Below are 19,316 nucleotides of genomic sequence, written 5' to 3'. Positions count from 1 at the left end.
CTGGTTAAAATAACCTCAGTTGATGGGTATCCAGTGATTGCTGCCATCTGCCAGGCACACTGAACAAATCCGTACGCAAATCCAGGCGCTCGCCTGACAGGCCCAGCTTGTGGCAGGTCAGCTTAAAACGATGCGCCAGTAAATCGGCAAAAACCCCTTCGCCACGCATACGCTGGCCAAAACCACTTTGATAGGTTTTGCCGCCACGGCTTTGTTTGATAATGCTCATGACATGGTCAGCCTTGAGGGGGAAATACTGTTGCAGCCAAGCCTGGAAAAGATCACTTAACTCATGCGGCAAGCGCAAAAAGACATAGCCTGCCTTGCGCGCGCCTGACTGATGCGCCTGCTCCAGAATTTTCTCCATATCGCAATCCGTCAGTGCAGGAATCACCGGGGCGACCATCACACCGGTAGGGATGCCTGCAGCACTCAGTCTACGCAAAGTCTCAAAGCGTCGTTCAGGTGCGGCGGCTCTCGGTTCTAATCGCCGCGCAATCTGCCGGTCCAAGGTGGTGATGCTCAAATAAATACTGGCCAGGCCTTTGGCAGCCATAGGCGCAATCAGGTCAATATCGCGCTCGATCAGTGAAGATTTAGTCACCAGGCTAAAAGGATGATTGGCCTCACTGAGTACCTGAATCAATTGCCGCGTCAGTTGATACTCGCGTTCAATCGGCTGGTAACTATCGGTATTCATGCCAATGGCAATGGGTGCGCACTGGTATTTGGGATGCGACAGTTCTTTTTTGAGTAACGCAGCAGCATCGGCTTTCATCAGCAAACGCGATTCAAAATCCAGCCCGGGTGATAACCCTAAATAAGCATGCATAGGTCGGGCATAACAGTAAATGCATCCGTGCTCACAGCCCCGGTAATGATTCAAGGTGCGGTCAAACGGCAGGTCTGGGGATTGAATGTAATTGATGACGCTTTTAGCAGCATCCAGCATGACTTCAGTCCGTAAGGCTGGCACTTCTTCATCCAGGCTGCTCCAGCCATCGTCTATGCTTTCGCGGGTGTGCGGGTCAAAGCGGCTGACTTGATTGCTACTGGCAGCACGTCCTTTGTAGACCAAGGGCTTTTCCACCCGCGCGGGCGGAAAAGCGTCCATATCAACTTGCGCGTCGTCTATTTGCGTTCCGAGATCCACTGGCATGCTACGGCACTCCAGTAAGGTAATGATTGCAACGCCAGCATAGAGACCCATAATTGCGCATCAAGGTTGCTAAAACCGCGTGCATACAACATCGCTGCTGCGCAGAGCATTAGAGAGGCAAGAATCGTTAACTCTTCTTTGATTGGCGCGATGAGCTGCCAACTGCTGAGTTTGGCTTTGGTTTTGTTGGTGACCACAAACACGCCTGCCTTATGTGTCAGGCCGCTGATGATGCCCCTGGCAATCGCATGCGATAGGCCTAAGCTAGCCAGTGACGCGCCAAAGATATCCATCCAGCTACAATGCATGGTCTTGCGGTAGAGCACTGGCCCCAAAATCGCCTTAATTACCAGGAAACACAAGATAGGGACAATCATGACCACCACAGGTAAGCTGAAGTGTTTTGGGAAGGCCAACATGGCAATCGTCCAACCAATAGATCCGAGCGTAAAGATCAGTTGCAAAGCCTCACCAAACCAGCCAAACCAACCGGTCAGGAAGTGGTAGCGCTGGCTGAAATTCAAGGTCGATTTACCAACCAGTTTAGGCATGTGATGCTTGAGAATCTGCATCGCGCCAAATGCCCAGCGGTTACGCTGCGATTTAAGCGCCTTGAAGTTAGCTGGCGTCAGGCCACGGCCAAAAGTCTCATCAATGTAGCGCAACTCCATATTATTCTCGAGTAAACGCAGGCCAAGTTCGGTGTCTTCACAAATACACCACTCTGACCAGCCGCCAAAGCCTTTTAGAGACTCTGCACGAATGAGCGTCATGGTGCCGTGCTGGATCAAGGCGTTACGTTCATGGCGGTGATGCATCCCAATGCGGAAAAAGCCCTCAAACTCCCAGTTACACATGCGGTGAAAGAAGCTATGCTCCCACTCGCGGTGTGCCTGAGGGGCCTGCACCACAGCCACTTGTGGCTCGAGGAAATGCGGTATCAGGTCAGACAGCCAGTCAGGGGTAACCACGTAATCAGCATCGACCACGCCAACCACCTGCGCATCGGGATGCGTTTTATCCAGCGCAAAATTCAGTGCCCCCGCTTTAAACCCTGGCCAGGATGGCAAATGATAGAAATGGAAGTTATCCGGCATGGTGGCCATATAAGTTTCCAATGGTTTCCATTTCGCTTCATCTTTGGTGTTGTTATCTACCACAATCACTTCATAGCGTGTGTAGTTAAGCTTGCGCAGGCTATCAATGGTGGCGATCACCATTTCTGGCGGCTCGTTATAGCACGCCAGGTGGATAGACACGAACAACTCTTGATCTGCCGGTAACGGTTTGGCGCGATTGAACAAACGGCGCCATTGCGGTTTGAACATCACTTCACTGAACTCCGCCGCGTAAATCATCAGCACCATTGAAGTCAGCGCAATGCCTAAAATCAGGCCGATGAGCACCACAAAGTCCCGGATCGTGTAATAGTAGTCACCCGGCAGGTTCCAGGCGATGGTCAACGTGGTGATACATGCCTGAAACAACACGGCCATAGAGAGCACGCCACCGATGCCCCAATGCTTGAAGCGCCAGGCAATAAACATCATGGGGATAAACGCCAGTACCGTAGACCAGGTGGCTTTGGCAATCCAGCGCGTATTCGGGGGCACCGCACCTTGCAGTGAGTATTTCTGATGACGGTCGGCGTTATACATGCCCCAATAAGCGCCCGCCCAGCCTTCGAGCGCGACCTTCCAGGGCTGGTCAAATGCTTCCATCAAGTAATAATCCAGGTCTTCAATCGAGTTTCTGGCCATAAACTCGCGGATGAACCTGGCCTGGTTAACCTCACTGGCCACCGATGCACCAATGGCGGGGCCACGGCTAGGCCAGCCCACCTCGGTAATCACGATTTTTTTACGTGGATAGGCCTGCATGAGCTGGTTGTAGCGCTCTATCGTGTATTGCACCGCTTTTTCAACGGGCACGCCTTCGTGGTAAGGCAACAGGTGAACGGCAATGTAATCGACATGCTTAACCAATTCGGGATGCTTGAGCCACACGTGCCAAGGCTCTGCGGTGGATACCGGCACATTGCTATGTTCACGGACAAAATCCAGGTAACCAATCAATGCCTGGACCGGTAAATCGTTACGCAACAGCGATTCGTTACCGACAATGACACGGTCAATATTGCTGTAGTTTTCCAGCTTTTCAAGCAGGGCAGATACTTCACGCGTGTTTTTCATGTTGTCGGTGTCTATCCAGGCACCAGCAATGACATTCATGTTACGTTTGGCTGCCAGCGGAATCACCTCGTTCAAATCCAGCGAGGAATACATACGGATATGGCGCGTATGCTTGTGCATCAAATCCAAATCTTGCGCCAGTTCAGCCGTATTTGGATAATGGCCCTCAAGCGGACTTTGATTGGCCCGGTAGCCGGTATAAGCAAAGCCATTGACTGCAGGCTTGACGCTAATCAGTGGCAACGCCCGGTTGGCCAGTGCCCATAGGCCGAAATGCAAAGCCGAAAACACGATGGCAAACGCCAACCCGGGCAATAACCTTTTAAACCATGAAACGATCACTTCTCACTCTTCCCGTTATTTTGTACGATTGTTTTAAACTGAATGATACGCCGAATCAGCCTGGCTGGATGTCAGCGGCATACCTACGTGCAAACTTCTGATGGGCAACACCAGTAAGGCGGCGCCGCACATGCCAGTCCACCACCAGGCCATGGTGTTGCCTGGTTCCATAATCGCCACTGCCACCGCACAATTAGCCGCCATCACCAGCAAAGCGGCGACCAGCCAGAAGGTCGTGTTCGCTGTCTGTAACGGGGTTGTACGACGCATCAACAAAGAAATTGTGATGGCCACCATCGGTAAGCAAACCAGAATAATCGGGAAATCCAAATAACGGCCATTGACGGCCAAGGCAGCACTGGTCAGCAAAAATGCCAGTGCCAGTAACCGTAGCGCCACCTGTTCCAGGCAAGCGTTTGGCGTCATTCCCAGCCATTGTCTGACTTGCAAGCCAAGCAATCCCCAACCTAGCACGGCCAGCCCCGCCAGCATGCTCAGCTCCAGGCCATTACGGGCAGCCATATGCACATAGTCAAGTTGCAGATACCCATGTAAGCCCAAGAGCATACCGCTTAGGGCAAGCACCGCTAATTGGCTGGCACTCCGCCGGCGATAGTATCCATAAGCCAGGCACACAATACCTATTACCAAACCGGCCAAGTAAGGTTTAAGACCATCAGCCCGCTCGGCCATCGCGCCCTGCAAACTGAATTTTTGATTCAGGTCGGTATCCAGCACGCCCCAATAGCCGCCAACGGTCCCTTCCAGTTCACGCTTCCAGGGTTGGTCCACTGCCTCAATCACATTGTATTGCCATTGACTTTGTTTGGCCACCTGCAAAAAGCCACGCATGTATTTGGCCTGGTTGATCGCGCTAGGTTTGGCCCAGAAGCGCTGACGTCCCTGGGAAGGCCAGCCGGTTTCACCAATCAGAATCGGCTTTTTAAACACGGTGCCCAAGTGACCCATGACCGAGGCGGTATGCGCCACCGCCTGCTCAATGGCAACCGGTTTATCTTCCCAATAGGGCAAGATATGCACCGTGACAAAATCCACCTCCTGCTCCAGCGTGGGATGCTTGAGCCAGAACTCCCAGACATCGGCATAGGTGACCGGCACTTTGGTATTGGCCTTGACCCACTGCAAATAACCATGCATTTTAGGTTCTGATTGCTCACCGCGTAGCAATACTTCATTGCCAACCACCATCCCCCGTACGGTTTCTGGATACTGGTTAGCCTGTTGTACTGCAAGTTTGAGCTCCGCTTGGTTCAAATCCTCCAGCCAACCTATCCAGGCCCCAAGAATCACTTTCATCCCCAGCTTTTGCGCGGCCTTGGGCACGTAGTCCATGCCCTGCCCCACTGAATAGGTGCGCACACAGCGTGTCACCTTGGACAGTGCCTGTAAGTCCTGTTCGATCTGCAGCGGATCAACAAACATATCCTTTACCAGCGGACTCATGCCAGGCTTGTAATAAGGCGAGTAGGAAATACATTGCAGCGGCAGTGCATCCGCATCGACCTCGAGCAAGGCTTGCGGTTGCTGCAGACGCCAGACGTAGTAGACAGACCCCATGAGGAACAAGGTCAGCCAGACGATGGGTGAAATTTTTGATAACAAACGCTGCAATATGGTCACCTTGTCACGGAGTTGCTAAAAATAGCGGCTATTCTCTCATAAATAGCCCCTGCTTGCGCCCTGCTTTTACAAGCCACAAGCGACAAAAACACGAAAAGAGACTTGGTAAAATATGTAATTGCAATTATGATGAAACGTATTCAAAAGTCTCGCAAAAAACCCAGACTTTTAAACCTAAACTCACGCCAAAATTTATTTCAGAAGTCATATGAACGTTAAATCCTGTTTAATCACACTCGGCCTATGCGCTGCATTTTCATCGACTGCGTTTTCAGCCACAGCGGTCTCGCCCGACTACAGCGGTGAATACCTGTGCAAAGGCAACAATATCGCGGTCGGCGATTATGAAGTTACCATTTACCTCAAAAAGAACCGCCGTAACAGCACGGCACAGGTCTCGGTCTACGAGTTGGCCACACACACTGAAAACAAGCAAAGCTACACAGGCCAGGCGATTACGCGTGGCAAACAATTAGCCATGACGTTTAAATTGTCTGATGCCAAATATGCTGAATTTTCAACTGGCATGGGCCAGTTCAGCAAGGTAGGGAAAAGCGGCTGGACCTTTAAAAACGACTATTACGAACCTGATGATACCGGCGGCAATTACGGCCACGAGACCTGCACCATGAAAGCAGCCCCTGCGGTTAAGCCCACCCTCACCACACCCGCCAAACGCTAATTTATCAGTGATAGTCACTCAAATAGACAAGCCAAAAGTGCGCTTGTTCTTTTGGTGATAAAATAGCAGAACTAACGCATAGATAAGGTTTTAATGAGTCAAATGGTTGAAATCATAGTGCCGGATATCGGCAATTTTGACAGCGTCGATGTGATTGAAGTGCTGGTCGCCGTCGGCGATACCGTGGCGAAAGAAGATTCCCTGATTACAGTGGAATCCGACAAAGCCTCCATGGATATTCCTTCCTCGCACGCAGGGGTCGTAAAGGAATTAAAAGTCAAGGTTGGTGACAAAGTTGCCAAAGGCAGCCTGATCCTGTTGCTTGAAAGTGCTGCAAGCACGACTGCCGAAACCGCATCCGCTGCAACTGCGGCCGCCCCTGCAACACCAGCCACGACTGCCACACCACTTGCGTCGAGCAATACAACCAGTGCGCCAGTTGCACCAGCAGTCGCCAGTGGCAATTCTGATATCACCTGCCAGGTGATGGTGTTGGGTTCAGGGCCTGGCGGCTACACCGCCGCCTTCCGCGCTGCTGACCTGGGCCTGAAAGTGGTTTTGGTCGAGCGCTACCCTACCCTGGGAGGCGTCTGTCTCAACGTCGGCTGCATCCCGTCCAAAGCCCTGTTACACACGGCCAAAGTAATCACCGAAGCCCAAGAAACTGAACACCATGGCTTGAGTTTTGGCAAACCGAATATTGATCTCGACAAACTGCGCAACTGGAAAGCCAACGACGTGGTCGGCAAACTCACCGGTGGTTTGGCACAGATGGCCAAAGCGCGTGGCGTCACTGTCGTCAACGGTGTGGGCAATTTCACCAGCCCTAACCAGATTGCCGTGACTGATACGGATGGCAAGGTCACCCTGGTTGGTTTTGACAATGCGATTATTGCCGCAGGCTCACAAGCGACCAAATTTCCTGGCGCTCCAGAAGATGAACGCATCATGGACTCCACAGGCGCGCTTGCGCTCGCGGATATTCCTGGCCGCATGCTGGTCATCGGCGGCGGCATTATCGGCCTCGAAATGGGCACCGTGTATGACGCACTAGGCAGTAAAGTCAGCGTGGTTGAGTTTATGGATGGCCTGATTCCAGGTGCAGACCGTGATTTGATCCGTCCCCTGCAAAAACGCATGGAGAAACGCTTTGAAAGTATTATGGTGTCGACCAAAGTCACCAAGATTGAAGCCAAAGCTGATGGCATCTATGTAGGCTTTGAAGGTGCAAATGCCCCTGCAGAAACACAAAAATATGACCGTGTACTGGTTTCTATCGGCCGTCGCCCGAATGGCAAAAATATTGGCGCCGAAAATGCCGGGGTCGCGGTAGATGACCGCGGCTTTATTGCGGTCGACAAACAAATGCGCACCAATGTACCGCATATTTTTGCCATTGGGGATATTGTGGGCCAGCCTATGCTTGCCCACAAAGCCACGCATGAAGCCAAAGTGGCTGCTGAAGTCATTGCCGGACATAAAGTGGAATTTGTCGCCAATGTCATTCCATCCGTTGCGTACACAGATCCTGAAGTGGCCTGGGTCGGCCTCACCGAAACCGAAGCCAAAGCCAAAGGCATCGAGATCGACAAAGCTAGCTTTCCGTGGGCAGCGAGCGGCCGTGCGTTATCTATCGCACGCACCGAAGGGGCAACCAAACTGATTTTTGACAAAGAGACCCACCGCGTGATCGGGGCTGGTATCGTTGGCGTCAACGCAGGTGAATTGCTCGCAGAAGCTGTGCTTGCCATTGAGATGGGGGCAGATGCGCATGATCTTGGCCTAACCATCCATGCCCACCCGACCCTGTCTGAAACAGTCTGTTTTGCAGCTGAGCTAAAAGAAGGCACTATTACCGATATGTTGCCGCCTAAAAAGCGATAAGCGAGCGTACTTCCAGAACTGCAAGAATAAGCAACAGACATTAAAAAACCCGCGAATGCGGGTTTTTTAATGTCTGTTTTCACGCCTTGTAAGCGCTAATTACAGGGCATTTCTTTGAGCACAGCATCAGGAAATTGCGAACGCGCCTTTTGCAAACTGGCAAATTGTTGTGGCGACACCTGTTGTAGTTTGATCACGGCTTGACCTCCATTACGCGTGGCTTTAATCAACAGTTTCACGCCTTTGTTTTTGAGGTCCAGCATCAGTTTATCGGCTAGCTTCTCATCGCGGAACACACCAAACGAGATGGCATTACGCCATTTGGGGTCATCTTGCACGATGAAAAAGTCTTCTACCCCAAGCTTGCGTAATTCATCCGCTTTGACTTGTGCCGCCTCGGCAGTTGGCAGCGGTGGTTTATAAATCCAGTAACGCACATTGTCTTGTGGACTGCCAATCAAATTGGTATGCGACTTGATATTCAGTTGCTGCGTCAGGCTCAGCGCTTCATTCAAGCGTGCCGTGTTAAAGCTGCTCCATTCGTAGCATGCGGCAGCCGTTGCGGCATGGGGCTCAGCAGGTTTAGCTGCTGGCGCAGTTTTTTCTGCCAGTTTGGATTCATTTGGTTTTACTTCCACAGGCTTGGATTCAGCACTCTTATTGGTCATCACCTTGTTTGGTTCAACCGGCTTGACTTCAGGGCCTGCCGTTTCAGGGCTTTTGGTTTCTGGGGCTTTGGGCTCTGCCTTTGTAAGTGGCTCACTGGCTGGAGCGCTGCTTTCAGCAGATGACTCTACTTCACCGGAAGCCTCATTTGGGCTCGACTCTGGATGACGCAGGGGGTAAGACGCTAATGCTTGCTCGGTAAGGATTTTAATTTGCTGCGGCTGCAATTCTGGCTTGAGGCTGCTGACCGCAGGTGACAGAGCATCGCGCTTAAAATAAGCAAACACCACCACATTCAGCAACAGCAATATCCAGAATATTTTTTTCATCCACGTCTACTTTTCATTTGTCTGAACACTTAGCCAGCCAGGCCAACCCCTCTAATACCAGATTATCCACAATAATCGCCTGTGCTGACAATGTATGCGGTAAATATCTGGCGATTAAATCTGCATCGCCACCACTGATATGCAATAAAGGCGCATGGTCCAGGCACTGGCACAAGCGGTCATACTGCGCAGCCACTGAGGCAGCGAGCGCCTGCACACAACCCAGCCACATGGCTTGCTGGCTATTATTGGCAAAACCACTTTCAGCCGTCTGCCCTGATGGATATGCATAATCGAGTTGCGCCGCGCCTTGTTGCAGGCTTTGCCACATCAGTCTTAAACCGGGCTGGATGCTTCCTCCAGCAAAAATGGCCTCCCCCTGCTTGACCATCAGTGCATCCATGGTCATGGCCGTACCAGCGCTGACGACCAACGCAGACTTTTCCTCACGGTGCCATACCGCCAAGAGGCTACACCAGCGGTCGCTGCCAAGTTGCGCAGGCTGGCTGTAAGTGTTTTGCAAACCCATCGCTGATTGCGTAGCGACAATACGCTGCAAACGCTGGCCCAGCTCGGGCAATCTTTGTAGCCAGCGCTCGCCCGCCACATTGCTTAAATAAACCTGGTCCGCAACAGCCATCGCGGACTGTAACGCCTGGGCAGACGCTGCCCCCTCAAACCAGTCCTGATTGTCGAATGTATTGATCTGCAACGCTGCCAACTGGAGCAAGTCGTCCGGGCACCAAGCCCATTTGGTACGGCTATTGCCTGCATCAATCAGCAGTTTCATGCCGCACTCCGCACACTGATTTCACCGGCATTAAACCGTTGAATACCGTTAGCCGTTTCAACCAGCAAACTGCCCTCTTCGGCTACGCCAACCACGCGACCGGGAACGGCCTGGCCATTAGCCAGCAACAGGTTGACGGCTTGCTGGTCAAACGCATGGTAAGCCGTCCACTCGCCTTGAAAGTAAGCAAAGCCATGTTCAGCAAATAGCGTGAGATGTTGTGCCAGCTGGCTCAGGCAACGGCCAAGCAACTGGTTAGGGTCCAGCGCTTTGCCTGCCAGCTGGTTTAATCCCATTGCTGCCTGGTCAATCTGCTGTTGTAGTGCAGACTCCAACTCCAGATTCAAGCCTATGCCTATCACCGCCGCACTCGGGCCTTCCATGTCGCCCTGCAATTCGATCAAGATGCCGCCTAGCTTGTGCCAACTCCCCGCCTGCAATACCAGCAAATCATTAGGCCACTTTAAACGCACGCTGCTCAGCCCCATGCCATGCAAGGCACGCACCAACGCCAGCCCCACGACCAGGCTGAGGCCAGACAGGCCCGCCGCACCACATTGAAATCGCCACAGCAATGAAAAAGTCAGGCTGCCACCGAGCTGAGAATGCCAGGTGCGGCCACGCCTGCCACGTCCTGCAGTCTGCACTTGTGCTGCCACACAGGTGCCATGGGCAATGCCGCGCGCACTCTCTTGCATTAAATAACGGTTGGTCGAATCCACCTGCGCCAGCACCTGCAAATGAAACCAGGGCGCATACTCGCCACAGGCCTGGGTAATCTGATCCGCATCCAGCAAGGTCACCGGCTTAGGCAAGCGGTAGCCACGGCCACGCACTGAAAACACTTGGATCCCTAGCAGCTCAGCGGATTGAATCGCGTTATACACCGTTGCCCGCGTGACGCCAAAGCGCTGCGCCAAGGCCTCACCGGAGTGAAATTTGCCATCGGCCAATACAGCCAGGATAGGAAATGCCAGCTTATTCATGACACGCTTTGATTGGCGATAATGATGCAGATCTTCATAGCCCGCAGTGTAGCATACCCGCCCCGCCAGGCCGGGCGATAAAAGCCCGAAACGCCCTGTATTAAGCGTTTTGGGTCAGGTCGCTAACCGTGTAAAATAAGCACACTTTAGCAACTTCAAGAACCGCCATGTCGACAGAAAAAGAACCCATCCCCGCCGCCTCCAATTTTATCCGTGCTATTGTTGATAGAGACCTTACCGAAGAAAAATATGCCGAAAAGAAATGGGCTGGTACGCCAGGCGATGCCGCGCATCACGCCAGCGGACAAACCGATTTTGCTAAGATTCGCACCCGTTTTCCACCCGAGCCGAATGGCTATTTGCACATCGGCCATGCCAAGTCGGTGTTTCTCAACTTTGGGTTAGCGCGTGATTATGGCGGCATCTGTCATATGCGTTTTGACGACACCAACCCGGAAAAAGAAAGCCAGGAATATGTAGATAGCATCACTGAGATGGTGCGGTGGCTGGGCTTTGACTGGGACAATACTCGCCCGGATGGCAGCAAAGAAGACAATCTCTACTTTGCCAGCGATTATTTTGACTTTATGTATGCCGCTGCCGAAGCCTTGATTCAACGCGGACAAGCCTATGTCGATGCGCAAAGCGCCGATGAAATGCGTATCAACCGCGGCACGCTGACCGAGCCAGGTAAAAACTCGCCATTCCGCGACCGCAGTGCAGAAGAAAATCTGCGCATCTTCAGAGAAATGCGTGATGGTAAACACGCCGATGGCAGCATGGTGTTACGTGCCAAAATTGACATGGCCTCGCCCAACATCAATATGCGTGACCCCGCGATTTACCGTATCCGCCGCGCCCATCACCACAACACCGGTGACAAATGGTGCATCTACCCTATGTACACCTTCGCGCATCCGATTGAGGATGCCCTGGAAACCATCACCCACTCCATCTGTACGCTAGAATTTGAAGACCAGCGCCCTTTCTACGACTGGCTGATGGACAATCTGGCCGATGCCGGGATGATTAACAAACCGGTACCTTACCAGTACGAGTTTGCGCGCCTCAACCTGACCTATGTTGTGCTCTCCAAACGCAAGCTGATTCAACTGGTCGAAGAAAAACACGTCAGTGGCTGGGACGACCCTCGCTTGCCGACGCTGGCGGGCGCGCGTCGCCGTGGCTATGCCCCTGAAGGCTTCAAACTGTTCACTGACCGCATCGGCGTATCTAAAGCCGACTCATGGATAGAGTACAGCATCCTCGAAGACTGCATGCGCGAAGTACTTAACGAATCTGCTCCACGCAAAATTGGCGTGCTCGACCCGATCAAACTAGTCATTGATAACTACCCAGAGGGCCAAGACGAAGATTGCTACGCCCCTAACCACCCGCAAAAGCCTGAACTCGGCAAACGCGTGGTCAAACTCTCCAAAGAGCTGTGGATAGAGCGCGAAGACTTTATGGAAGAGCCCTCAAAAGGCTACTTCCGCCTGTTCCCAGGCAATATGGTGCGCCTGCGTTACGGCTACGTGGTCAAATGCCTCAGCTGCGAAAAAGATGCGGCTGGCAACGTGACCACCGTGCACTGCGAATATCTGCCAGACACCAAGTCAGGCACGCCAGGTGCGGATAGCGTCAAGGTCAAAGGCAATATTCACTGGGTTAGCGCAGCGCATGCTTATGAAACTGAAATCCGCCTGTACGACCGATTGTTTAAAGACCCACATCCAGGTAGCGGCGATAAAGACTTTTTAGAAGACATTAACCCGAATTCTGTCAAAGTGATCACTGCCCAACTGGAACAAAGCGCACAAGAGGCACAACCAGGTGATAGTTACCAGTTTGAGCGTCACGGGTATTTTGTCGCCGACAGAAAAGACAGTGTGGCTGGCAAGCCAGTGTTTAATAGAACGGTGACATTGAAGGATACTTGGCAGAAATAATGGATATGAGCCACGCCGATCATTCATCTTTGACTGATAATCGGGAACTCAGCTTGAATGAGCAAGCGTGGCTAAATGTTGCTAATCAACATCTGGACGACATCCTTTACAAAAAGGTAAAAACCCTCCCAGCAGAAGTCGTTTTTGAAAGAATTGATCAACTTCTAGACCAATGAAAAAAGTCATCATGATTGCAGGTCCAAACGGCGCTGGTAAAACCACCTTTGCCCGTGAATACTTGCCTAATGAGGCCAATTGTCCAATCTTTATCAATGCCGACCTAATTGCTGCCGGGTTGGCCCCCTTCTCTCCTGAAACGGCTGCGGTAAAAGCGGCAAGACTCATGCTGAAAGAAATTGAGTCTAATGTGAAAGCTGGCAAAAGTTTTGCGATTGAAACAACGCTTTCAGGCAAAACCTATGCAAAAGATATTCTTGCATGGAAAAAACTTGGCTATCACATCACACTAACTTTCCTCAGCCTGCCTGACCCAGAAATAGCAATCGCCAGGGTTGCCGCAAGAGTTTCCGCTGGTGGGCACAATATCCCAGAAGCAACCATTAGGCGTAGATTCAAATCTGGCTTAAATAACTTTCATCAGCTTTACAGTCCCCTGGCAAACTCATGGTCTTTGTATGACAATTCTGGCAATGAACCAAAATTAATCTCACGAGGCGTAAATCTATGACTGAAAAAGAAAAGTTGATAGAGAAAGAGTTTAAGGATATTGATCAAGCACTACGTCGCGCAGCTAAAGCTGCAAAAAAACTGGCAGAGCAAACTGGTACACCTTATGTAGTTTCACTAGACACTGGTAGAAATAAGTTTAAGCAAAATATTATTACTAATAAAAAATAATTTGCTCCTGTCTCTGAATTAGTGCGCCCAAACAAGCACTTACAAATCAACTTATTTGGCATAAATAAATTGAACAATATTCTCAAAATTGGCACAAGCTTTCTACTTGGTGTTGGAGCTGGCCTTATGATACGAAATAAAGATTGGCATAACTTTATTACTTCGTATATACCTGCTTTGGCAACATTAGTTGCTGCCTATTACGGCGCTAAATTTGCATTTGAATTTCAGAATCAGAAAGAATTAGAAATTGAGAAAAAACATAATTTAATTGCCATTAATAAAGCAATTTTTACTTTATCTAGGATGGCAAATGATCTATTCGTATATCAAAGAGATTACATTAATCTTGTACGTGATGAAAAAGAAGCCTTCTTAAAATTAAGGCCAACAAGCCAATATGACAAAGAACTCTTTAAACTTGATATTGAGAGTCTAAGCTTTCTTCTGAATACTGACTTTAGAAATCTCTTGAGTGAAATAGCCATTGAAGGTGAACGTTACATTGCTGCAATTGAGGCTATTAATATGAGATCTAACATACACTTAAATGAAATTCAGCCAAAACTAGAAAACGCGGGCTTTAAAAATGGACTTTCGATAACAATCAGTGATGCAGATTTAGAGCTTATCTTGGGCAACCGCCTTTTGTCGATGCTTAAAGAAACGACTGAGCAAGTAATTACTCATGTCGATAGCACGATTGAAAGTCTAAAATTGGTCGCTGACAGACTCAAAGATAGTATGAAGACTATTTATCCTGATCAAAAAATAATCACCTTTAATTTACCTAAGAGCTCAAAATAATGCTCCATAGTGTCAACCCCTCAACTGCCTATCGTTTACTCAACCACGGTCCCACAACTTTAATAACCTCTTCTCACGCTGGTCAGCGTAATATCATGGCCGCCGCCTGGGTCTGCGCTTTAGACTTTAACCCATCCAAAGTTACCGTCGTGATAGACAGCAAAACCTACACCCGCGAGCTAATGGAAGCGGAAGGCACGTTTGCGATTAACCTGCCTTGCGTACAGCAAATCGAGATGGTGAAAAAGGTGGGCAGTATAAGCGGCCGTGATTTGCCAGGCGCAGACAAGTTTGCGGAATACGGCATCGAGACCTTTTCCGCACATGAGATCAGCGCGCCGCTGGTAAAGGATTGTGTGGCGTGGCTAGAGTGCAAGCTCATCCCCGAGCCGCATAACCAGAACACTTATGATTTATTTATTGCTGAAGTGGTGGCCGCACATGCTGATGAGCGGGTATTTAGCGATGGCAGATGGCATTTTGAGGGGCATGACGAGTTACGTACCATCCACCATATTGCTGGCGGCGTATTCTTTGCCACGGGCCAAGCCTACTAGCCTCTACCACGTGCCAAAAATCAGCCCTGCCCTGTTGGTCAGGGCTTTTTTATTGCCTGCAATCTTGTTAAAAGTTGAAACTTTTTATTTTCAATTGATGTCAATTTAATAGCCTGTAGTTGAAATAGGGGTATTACAGGCCTGATATCCCGCTTATTTCCCTTGCGGAAAACATGGATGCGAACAGCATCTTTCAATCTAATGGACGTAAAGTCCTGCAGCATTTTTCATCATAAACAGTGGCAGTTGCCAGGCCTGAGTTGCAGTTGCCTTGCTGGATGGTGAGTCAGTGGAGGTCGCATGCGTGTGAATAAAAAAGAATCCTCAGAATCTTTGTATGTGCTGTTAATCAGCGTACATGGCTTGATCCGTGGCCAGCAGCTTGAGCTGGGCGTGGATGCCGATACCGGCGGGCAATGCACTTATGTGCTGGATTTGGCGCATGCGCTGGCTGAACATCCGCAAGTGGGCAAAGTCGACCTGATGACGCGGTTGATTGATGACCCGCACGTGGCAGGCGATTATGCCCAGCCAGAAGAGACACTTAGTGATAAAGCCAGGATTATCCGTTTTCCATGCGGGCCCAAGCGTTACATGCGCAAAGAGTTGTTATGGCCGCACTTGGACCAAATGGTGGACCGTTGCCTGCATTATTTGCGCCAGCAAGGACGCTTGCCGGATGTGATCCACTCTCATTATGCCGATGCCGGCTATGTGGGCCGCCAACTCTCTATGTTATTGGGTATTCCGCTGATTCATACTGGACATTCACTGGGCAAACCTAAACAGGAGCGCTTGCTTTCGAGTGGCCGCAAGGCAGAGAAAATTGAAAAGCAGTTTAATTTTGAGCGCCGCATTGCCGAGGAGGATGCACTGATCCAGCATGCCTCATTAATTGTTACCAGTACGCGCCAAGAGGTTGAGCTGCAATATGGCATGTATGCGCAGCCCGATAGCCGCAGGTTTCGCGTGATCCCGCCGGGTACGGATACTTCACGTTTTTCGCCGCCAGGCCGCCGCGCGTTACCTGTCGCGCTGCAACAAAGTATAGACCGGTTTTTGCATGATCCGAAAAAGCCGATGATTTTATGTATTTGCCGGCCCGAGGTGCGCAAAAACATCAAAGGCTTGCTGGCCGCGTATGGCAACCACCCAGAGCTGCAAAAGAAGGCGAATCTGGTCCTGGTTGCTGGTAGCCGTGAGCGCATCCGTGACCTGGAAAAATCGCAGGCACAGGTGTTGAACGAATTGCTGCTGGATATTGACGCCTATGATTTGTGGGGCAAGGTTGCGATTCCCAAAAGCCATGCCCAGGAAGATATCCCTGAGCTGTATCGCATGGCGGCCAAAAGCCGGGGTGTGTTTATCAATGCCGCTTTTACCGAGCCGTTTGGGCTCACTTTACTGGAAGCAGCCGCTTGTGGCCTGCCGGTAATTGCGCCGGATGATGGTGGCCCGCGCGATATCCTGGCCAATTGCCATCATGGCTTGTTGGTAGACACCCTCAATAGCGATGCCATTGCCGATGCGCTGCTTTCTGCACTCACTGATAGGGCGCGCTGGCGCAAATGGGCCAAGAGCGGGGTCTTAAACGTCAAACGCCATTACACTTGGGCCGGACATGTCGATAAATATGTGAAAGAGCTGCGCCAGCTGTTGAGAAAACAACGCAAAAACCTGCGCAAGCAGCAGATTGCGCTACATAGCGGTAAATCCCCTATTCCACTGGCGAAATTTGCCTTTATCACCGACATCGACAATACCTTGCTGGGTAACCGGCAAGGGGAAGCGGACCTGGTGGAATGGCTGGTGGCGAATGTGGGTTATAACATTTTTGGCATTGCCACCGGGCGCCCACTGGAAAGCGCAATTGAGATTTTGCGTAAAAACCATATTCCTATCCCGGACGTCCTGATTACCTCTGTTGGCTCGGAAATCCATTATGGGGTTAACCGCATCCCTGATGTGGGCTGGGCCAACCATATCCGTCATTTATGGCGGCGGGATGACTTGCTCAAGGCGCTGGCAGAGCTGCCTGGGTTACGCCTGCAATCTGCGGAAAACCAGCGCGAATTCAAGATTTCTTACCTGGTTGATGCTAGCCAGATGCCTCCGGTCAAAAAAATCCGCCAGCATTTGCGCAAACAAGGGCTGCATGCGCAAATCATTTATTCGCATGGCGAGTTTTTAGATATCTTGCCGATTCGTGCCTCCAAAGGTCATGCCATCCGCTACTTGTCTTATAAATGGGACTTGCCGCTGGCCAACTTTTTGGTAGCCGGTGATTCGGGCAATGACATCGAGATGCTAATGGGCGACACCATGGCCGTCGTCGTCGGCAACCACAGTCAGGAGCTGGCCCACCTTAAAGGCATGCCGCGTATCTTTTTTGCTGAGGCTACCCATGCGCATGGCATCCTTGAAGGCATGCGTCATTACAAATTCGGCACGCCCGCGCAGGTGGTTTAGGTGACAGGCCTTAAAAAATAACAACAACCAAAGGAGTTTGATGCATGTATGAGCAAATTTCCCACTCAGTGCTTAACGAGATACTGTCGTCGTACAAACAACCGGCAGGCAAGGATTGGCAGTATTTTTACACGCGGTTGGGCGCAAACTTTTATGCCATACACTCCTTGTTTCAGCATCTGTATGGCCACCGCGAGGACTTCAAAGCCCAGCTTGGGCGGTTGGTGGAGGTGCTGGCTAAACAGTATGCGCAACGGGCACCGCATTTGCGCAAAAAGGATCTCGAGCGCGAAAAAAACCATGACTGGTTTATGCACCAGAAATGGGTGGGCATGGCGCTCTATTGCCAGGGCTTTGCCGGTAGCCTGGCAAACATGCGTGACAAGCTGACCTACCTGCAAGACCTGGGCGTCAATATGATTCATATCATGCCGATTTGTGACTGCCCGGAACATGAAAACGATGGCGGCTACGCGGTACGCGATTTCAGGAAGGTTGACGCGCGCTATGGCACCATGGACGACCTGGAGCAACTCATTAGCGCGCTGCAACAATGCGACATTTTGTTGACGCTGGATGTGGTGGTGAACCATACCTCCGATGAGCATGCCTGGGCACAACAGGCCAAACAAGGTGACCCGACTTATCAGGACTATTACTACATGTATCCTGACCGCACCGTGCCAGATTTATTTGAGCAGGCGATGCCGGAAGTGTTTCCTGAACAGGCGCCTGGCAGTTTTACCTTTAATCCGGACACTGGCAAATGGGTGATGACGGTATTCAACCATTACCAGTGGGACCTGAATTACACCAACCCCGCTGTGTTTATCGAGATGGTAGACATCATCCTGTTCTGGGCGAATAAAGGTGTCGATATCTTGCGGCTGGATGCGGTGGCTTTTTTATGGAAAAAAATCGGCAGCACCTGCCAGAACGAGCGCGAAGCCCACTTAATCTTGCAACTGCTCAAGGATTGTTGCCAGATTGCGGCGCCTGGGGTAATTTTTATTGCCGAGGCGATCGTCGCACCAACAGAAATTATCAAATATTTTGGCGAAGATGCGATTAACGCCAAAGAGTGCGAAATCGCTTATAACGCCACCTTCATGGCTTTGTTGTGGGATGCGGTGGCCACCAAGCGTACCGTCTTGTTGACCAAGGGCGTGGATGACTTGCCGGAGAAACTGGACCGTGCCACCTGGTTGAATTATGTGCGCTGCCACGATGATATTGGCCTGGGCTTTAGTGATCAGGCGATTATCGAAGCCGGCTTTGACCCGGTCTCACACCGGCGCTTTTTGGTGGATTATTACACCGGGCATTTCGCCGAATCCAACGCGCGCGGCTTTGCTTTTGGCGTCAATAAAAAAACTGGCGATGCGCGCATCTCGGGGGCGCTGGCCTCGTTGGCTGGGCTGGAGATGGCTTTACAGACCCAAGACCCGCTGGCGATTGAAAACGCCATCTACACCATTGTTTTGCTGCATAACCTGATCTTGTCATTTGGCGGGATTCCGCTGGTGTACTACGGCGATGCAGTCGGCACCCTCAATAACGACAGCTATTTGCAAGACGAAAACAAAATGCATGACAACCGCTGGGTGCACAGACCCACGCTGGACTGGGAGGTGATGGCACGCCGCCACGAGCCAGGCACGGTAGAACAACGGATTTTCAACCCGATCAAGCAACTGATTGCCATCCGTAAGGAGATTTCTGCGTTTGCCGATTTAAATAACCGTGCACTGATTGTCCAGGACAACCCACACCTGTTTGCCTTTCATCGCTATGTGCCGACCGGCATGCATGCCAATGTGGTGGTGATTGCCAACTTTGATACGCAACCACAACCGGTGCAACTACAGGCGTTTAAACAACGGGGCTTGTTTAAAGCCAAAACAGTGACAGATTTATGTAGTGGCGCAACGCTGTCCACCGAGCAGGAAAGTCTGGAAATCCCGGCGCTGACGGCTTATTGGTTATCCAGTTAATGTATTTACTT

General features: G+C 50.9%; 15 protein-coding genes. 9 read left to right on the top strand and 6 right to left on the bottom strand.

Annotated features, from left to right (window positions below; genetic code table 11):
• Nucleotides 1-4: 4 nt before the first annotated feature.
• From ACIDF8_RS07160 to ACIDF8_RS07150, 3 genes are read right to left on the bottom strand one after another with little or no spacing between them, the layout of a single operon-like run.
• Entirely contained in the window at nt 5-1,153 is a 1,149-nt protein-coding gene (locus ACIDF8_RS07160; protein WP_412010050.1) for a PA0069 family radical SAM protein, read from the bottom strand.
• A complete protein-coding gene (locus tag ACIDF8_RS07155; protein WP_412009931.1) occupies nt 1,132-3,693 on the bottom strand; it encodes a glycosyltransferase in 2,562 nt (853 codons plus the stop codon). Before ACIDF8_RS07155 ends, ACIDF8_RS07160 begins: the two co-directional genes overlap by 22 nt.
• Before the next feature lie 33 nt (nt 3,694-3,726).
• Nucleotides 3,727-5,334: a hypothetical protein gene (locus ACIDF8_RS07150; RefSeq protein WP_412009930.1), complete on the bottom strand. Its 1,608-nt coding sequence runs from the start codon at nt 5,332-5,334 to the stop codon at nt 3,727-3,729.
• 208 nt (nt 5,335-5,542) lie between these two features.
• Here ACIDF8_RS07150 and ACIDF8_RS07145 point away from each other — a divergent pair, with 208 nt between their 5' ends.
• Both ACIDF8_RS07145 and lpdA read left to right on the top strand, forming a co-directional pair.
• Complete coding sequence (locus ACIDF8_RS07145) at nt 5,543-6,016, top strand: hypothetical protein (RefSeq protein WP_412009929.1); 474 nt, start codon at nt 5,543-5,545, stop codon at nt 6,014-6,016.
• A gap of 93 nt (nt 6,017-6,109) precedes the next feature.
• Entirely contained in the window at nt 6,110-7,900 is a 1,791-nt protein-coding gene (gene lpdA, locus ACIDF8_RS07140; protein ID WP_412009928.1) for a dihydrolipoyl dehydrogenase, read from the top strand.
• A 95-nt stretch (nt 7,901-7,995) separates the two neighbouring features.
• Here lpdA and ACIDF8_RS07135 read toward each other — a convergent pair whose 3' ends face one another.
• The 3 genes from ACIDF8_RS07135 to ACIDF8_RS07125 are packed head-to-tail and all read right to left on the bottom strand — an operon-like array spanning nt 7,996 to nt 10,671.
• A complete protein-coding gene (locus ACIDF8_RS07135) occupies nt 7,996-8,895 on the bottom strand; it encodes an SPOR domain-containing protein (RefSeq protein ID WP_412009927.1) in 900 nt (299 codons plus the stop codon).
• A gap of 13 nt (nt 8,896-8,908) precedes the next feature.
• A complete protein-coding gene (locus tag ACIDF8_RS07130; RefSeq protein ID WP_412009926.1) occupies nt 8,909-9,685 on the bottom strand; it encodes a type III pantothenate kinase in 777 nt (258 codons plus the stop codon).
• Nucleotides 9,682-10,671: a biotin--[acetyl-CoA-carboxylase] ligase gene (locus tag ACIDF8_RS07125; protein ID WP_412009925.1), complete on the bottom strand. Its 990-nt coding sequence runs from the start codon at nt 10,669-10,671 to the stop codon at nt 9,682-9,684. The genes ACIDF8_RS07130 and ACIDF8_RS07125 overlap by 4 nt, the downstream gene beginning before the upstream one ends.
• Nucleotides 10,672-10,838: 167 nt before the next feature.
• Here ACIDF8_RS07125 and ACIDF8_RS07120 point away from each other — a divergent pair, with 167 nt between their 5' ends.
• The 7 genes from ACIDF8_RS07120 to ACIDF8_RS07090 all read left to right on the top strand — a co-directional run bounded on the left by ACIDF8_RS07120 (nt 10,839) and on the right by ACIDF8_RS07090 (nt 19,305).
• Entirely contained in the window at nt 10,839-12,620 is a 1,782-nt protein-coding gene (locus tag ACIDF8_RS07120; RefSeq protein ID WP_412009924.1) for a glutamine--tRNA ligase/YqeY domain fusion protein, read from the top strand.
• Between the two features lie 172 nt (nt 12,621-12,792).
• Nucleotides 12,793-13,308, top strand: a complete 516-nt coding sequence (locus tag ACIDF8_RS07115) for an AAA family ATPase (protein WP_412009923.1) — start codon at nt 12,793-12,795, stop codon at nt 13,306-13,308.
• Nucleotides 13,305-13,478, top strand: a complete 174-nt coding sequence (locus tag ACIDF8_RS07110; RefSeq protein ID WP_412009922.1) for a hypothetical protein — start codon at nt 13,305-13,307, stop codon at nt 13,476-13,478. Before ACIDF8_RS07115 ends, ACIDF8_RS07110 begins: the two co-directional genes overlap by 4 nt.
• Nucleotides 13,479-13,547: 69 nt before the next feature.
• On the top strand, nt 13,548-14,285 hold the full coding sequence (locus ACIDF8_RS07105; RefSeq protein WP_412009920.1) for a hypothetical protein: 738 nt from the start codon (nt 13,548-13,550) through the stop codon (nt 14,283-14,285).
• Entirely contained in the window at nt 14,285-14,842 is a 558-nt protein-coding gene (locus ACIDF8_RS07100) for a flavin reductase family protein (RefSeq protein WP_412009919.1), read from the top strand. Before ACIDF8_RS07105 ends, ACIDF8_RS07100 begins: the two co-directional genes overlap by 1 nt.
• Nucleotides 14,843-15,142: 300 nt before the next feature.
• Complete coding sequence (locus ACIDF8_RS07095) at nt 15,143-17,311, top strand: HAD-IIB family hydrolase (RefSeq protein ID WP_412009918.1); 2,169 nt, start codon at nt 15,143-15,145, stop codon at nt 17,309-17,311.
• Between the two features lie 44 nt (nt 17,312-17,355).
• Entirely contained in the window at nt 17,356-19,305 is a 1,950-nt protein-coding gene (locus ACIDF8_RS07090) for an alpha-amylase family protein (RefSeq protein ID WP_412009917.1), read from the top strand.
• The last annotated feature ends 11 nt before the right edge of the window (nt 19,306-19,316 follow it).

It is taken from the genome of Methylophilus sp. 3sh_L, assembly GCF_046766015.1.
In the GTDB taxonomy this organism is placed as follows: Bacteria; Pseudomonadota; Gammaproteobacteria; order Burkholderiales; family Methylophilaceae; genus Methylophilus.
Note: the sequence above shows the minus strand (reverse complement) of the source record. Positions and strands in the feature narration are given on the sequence as shown.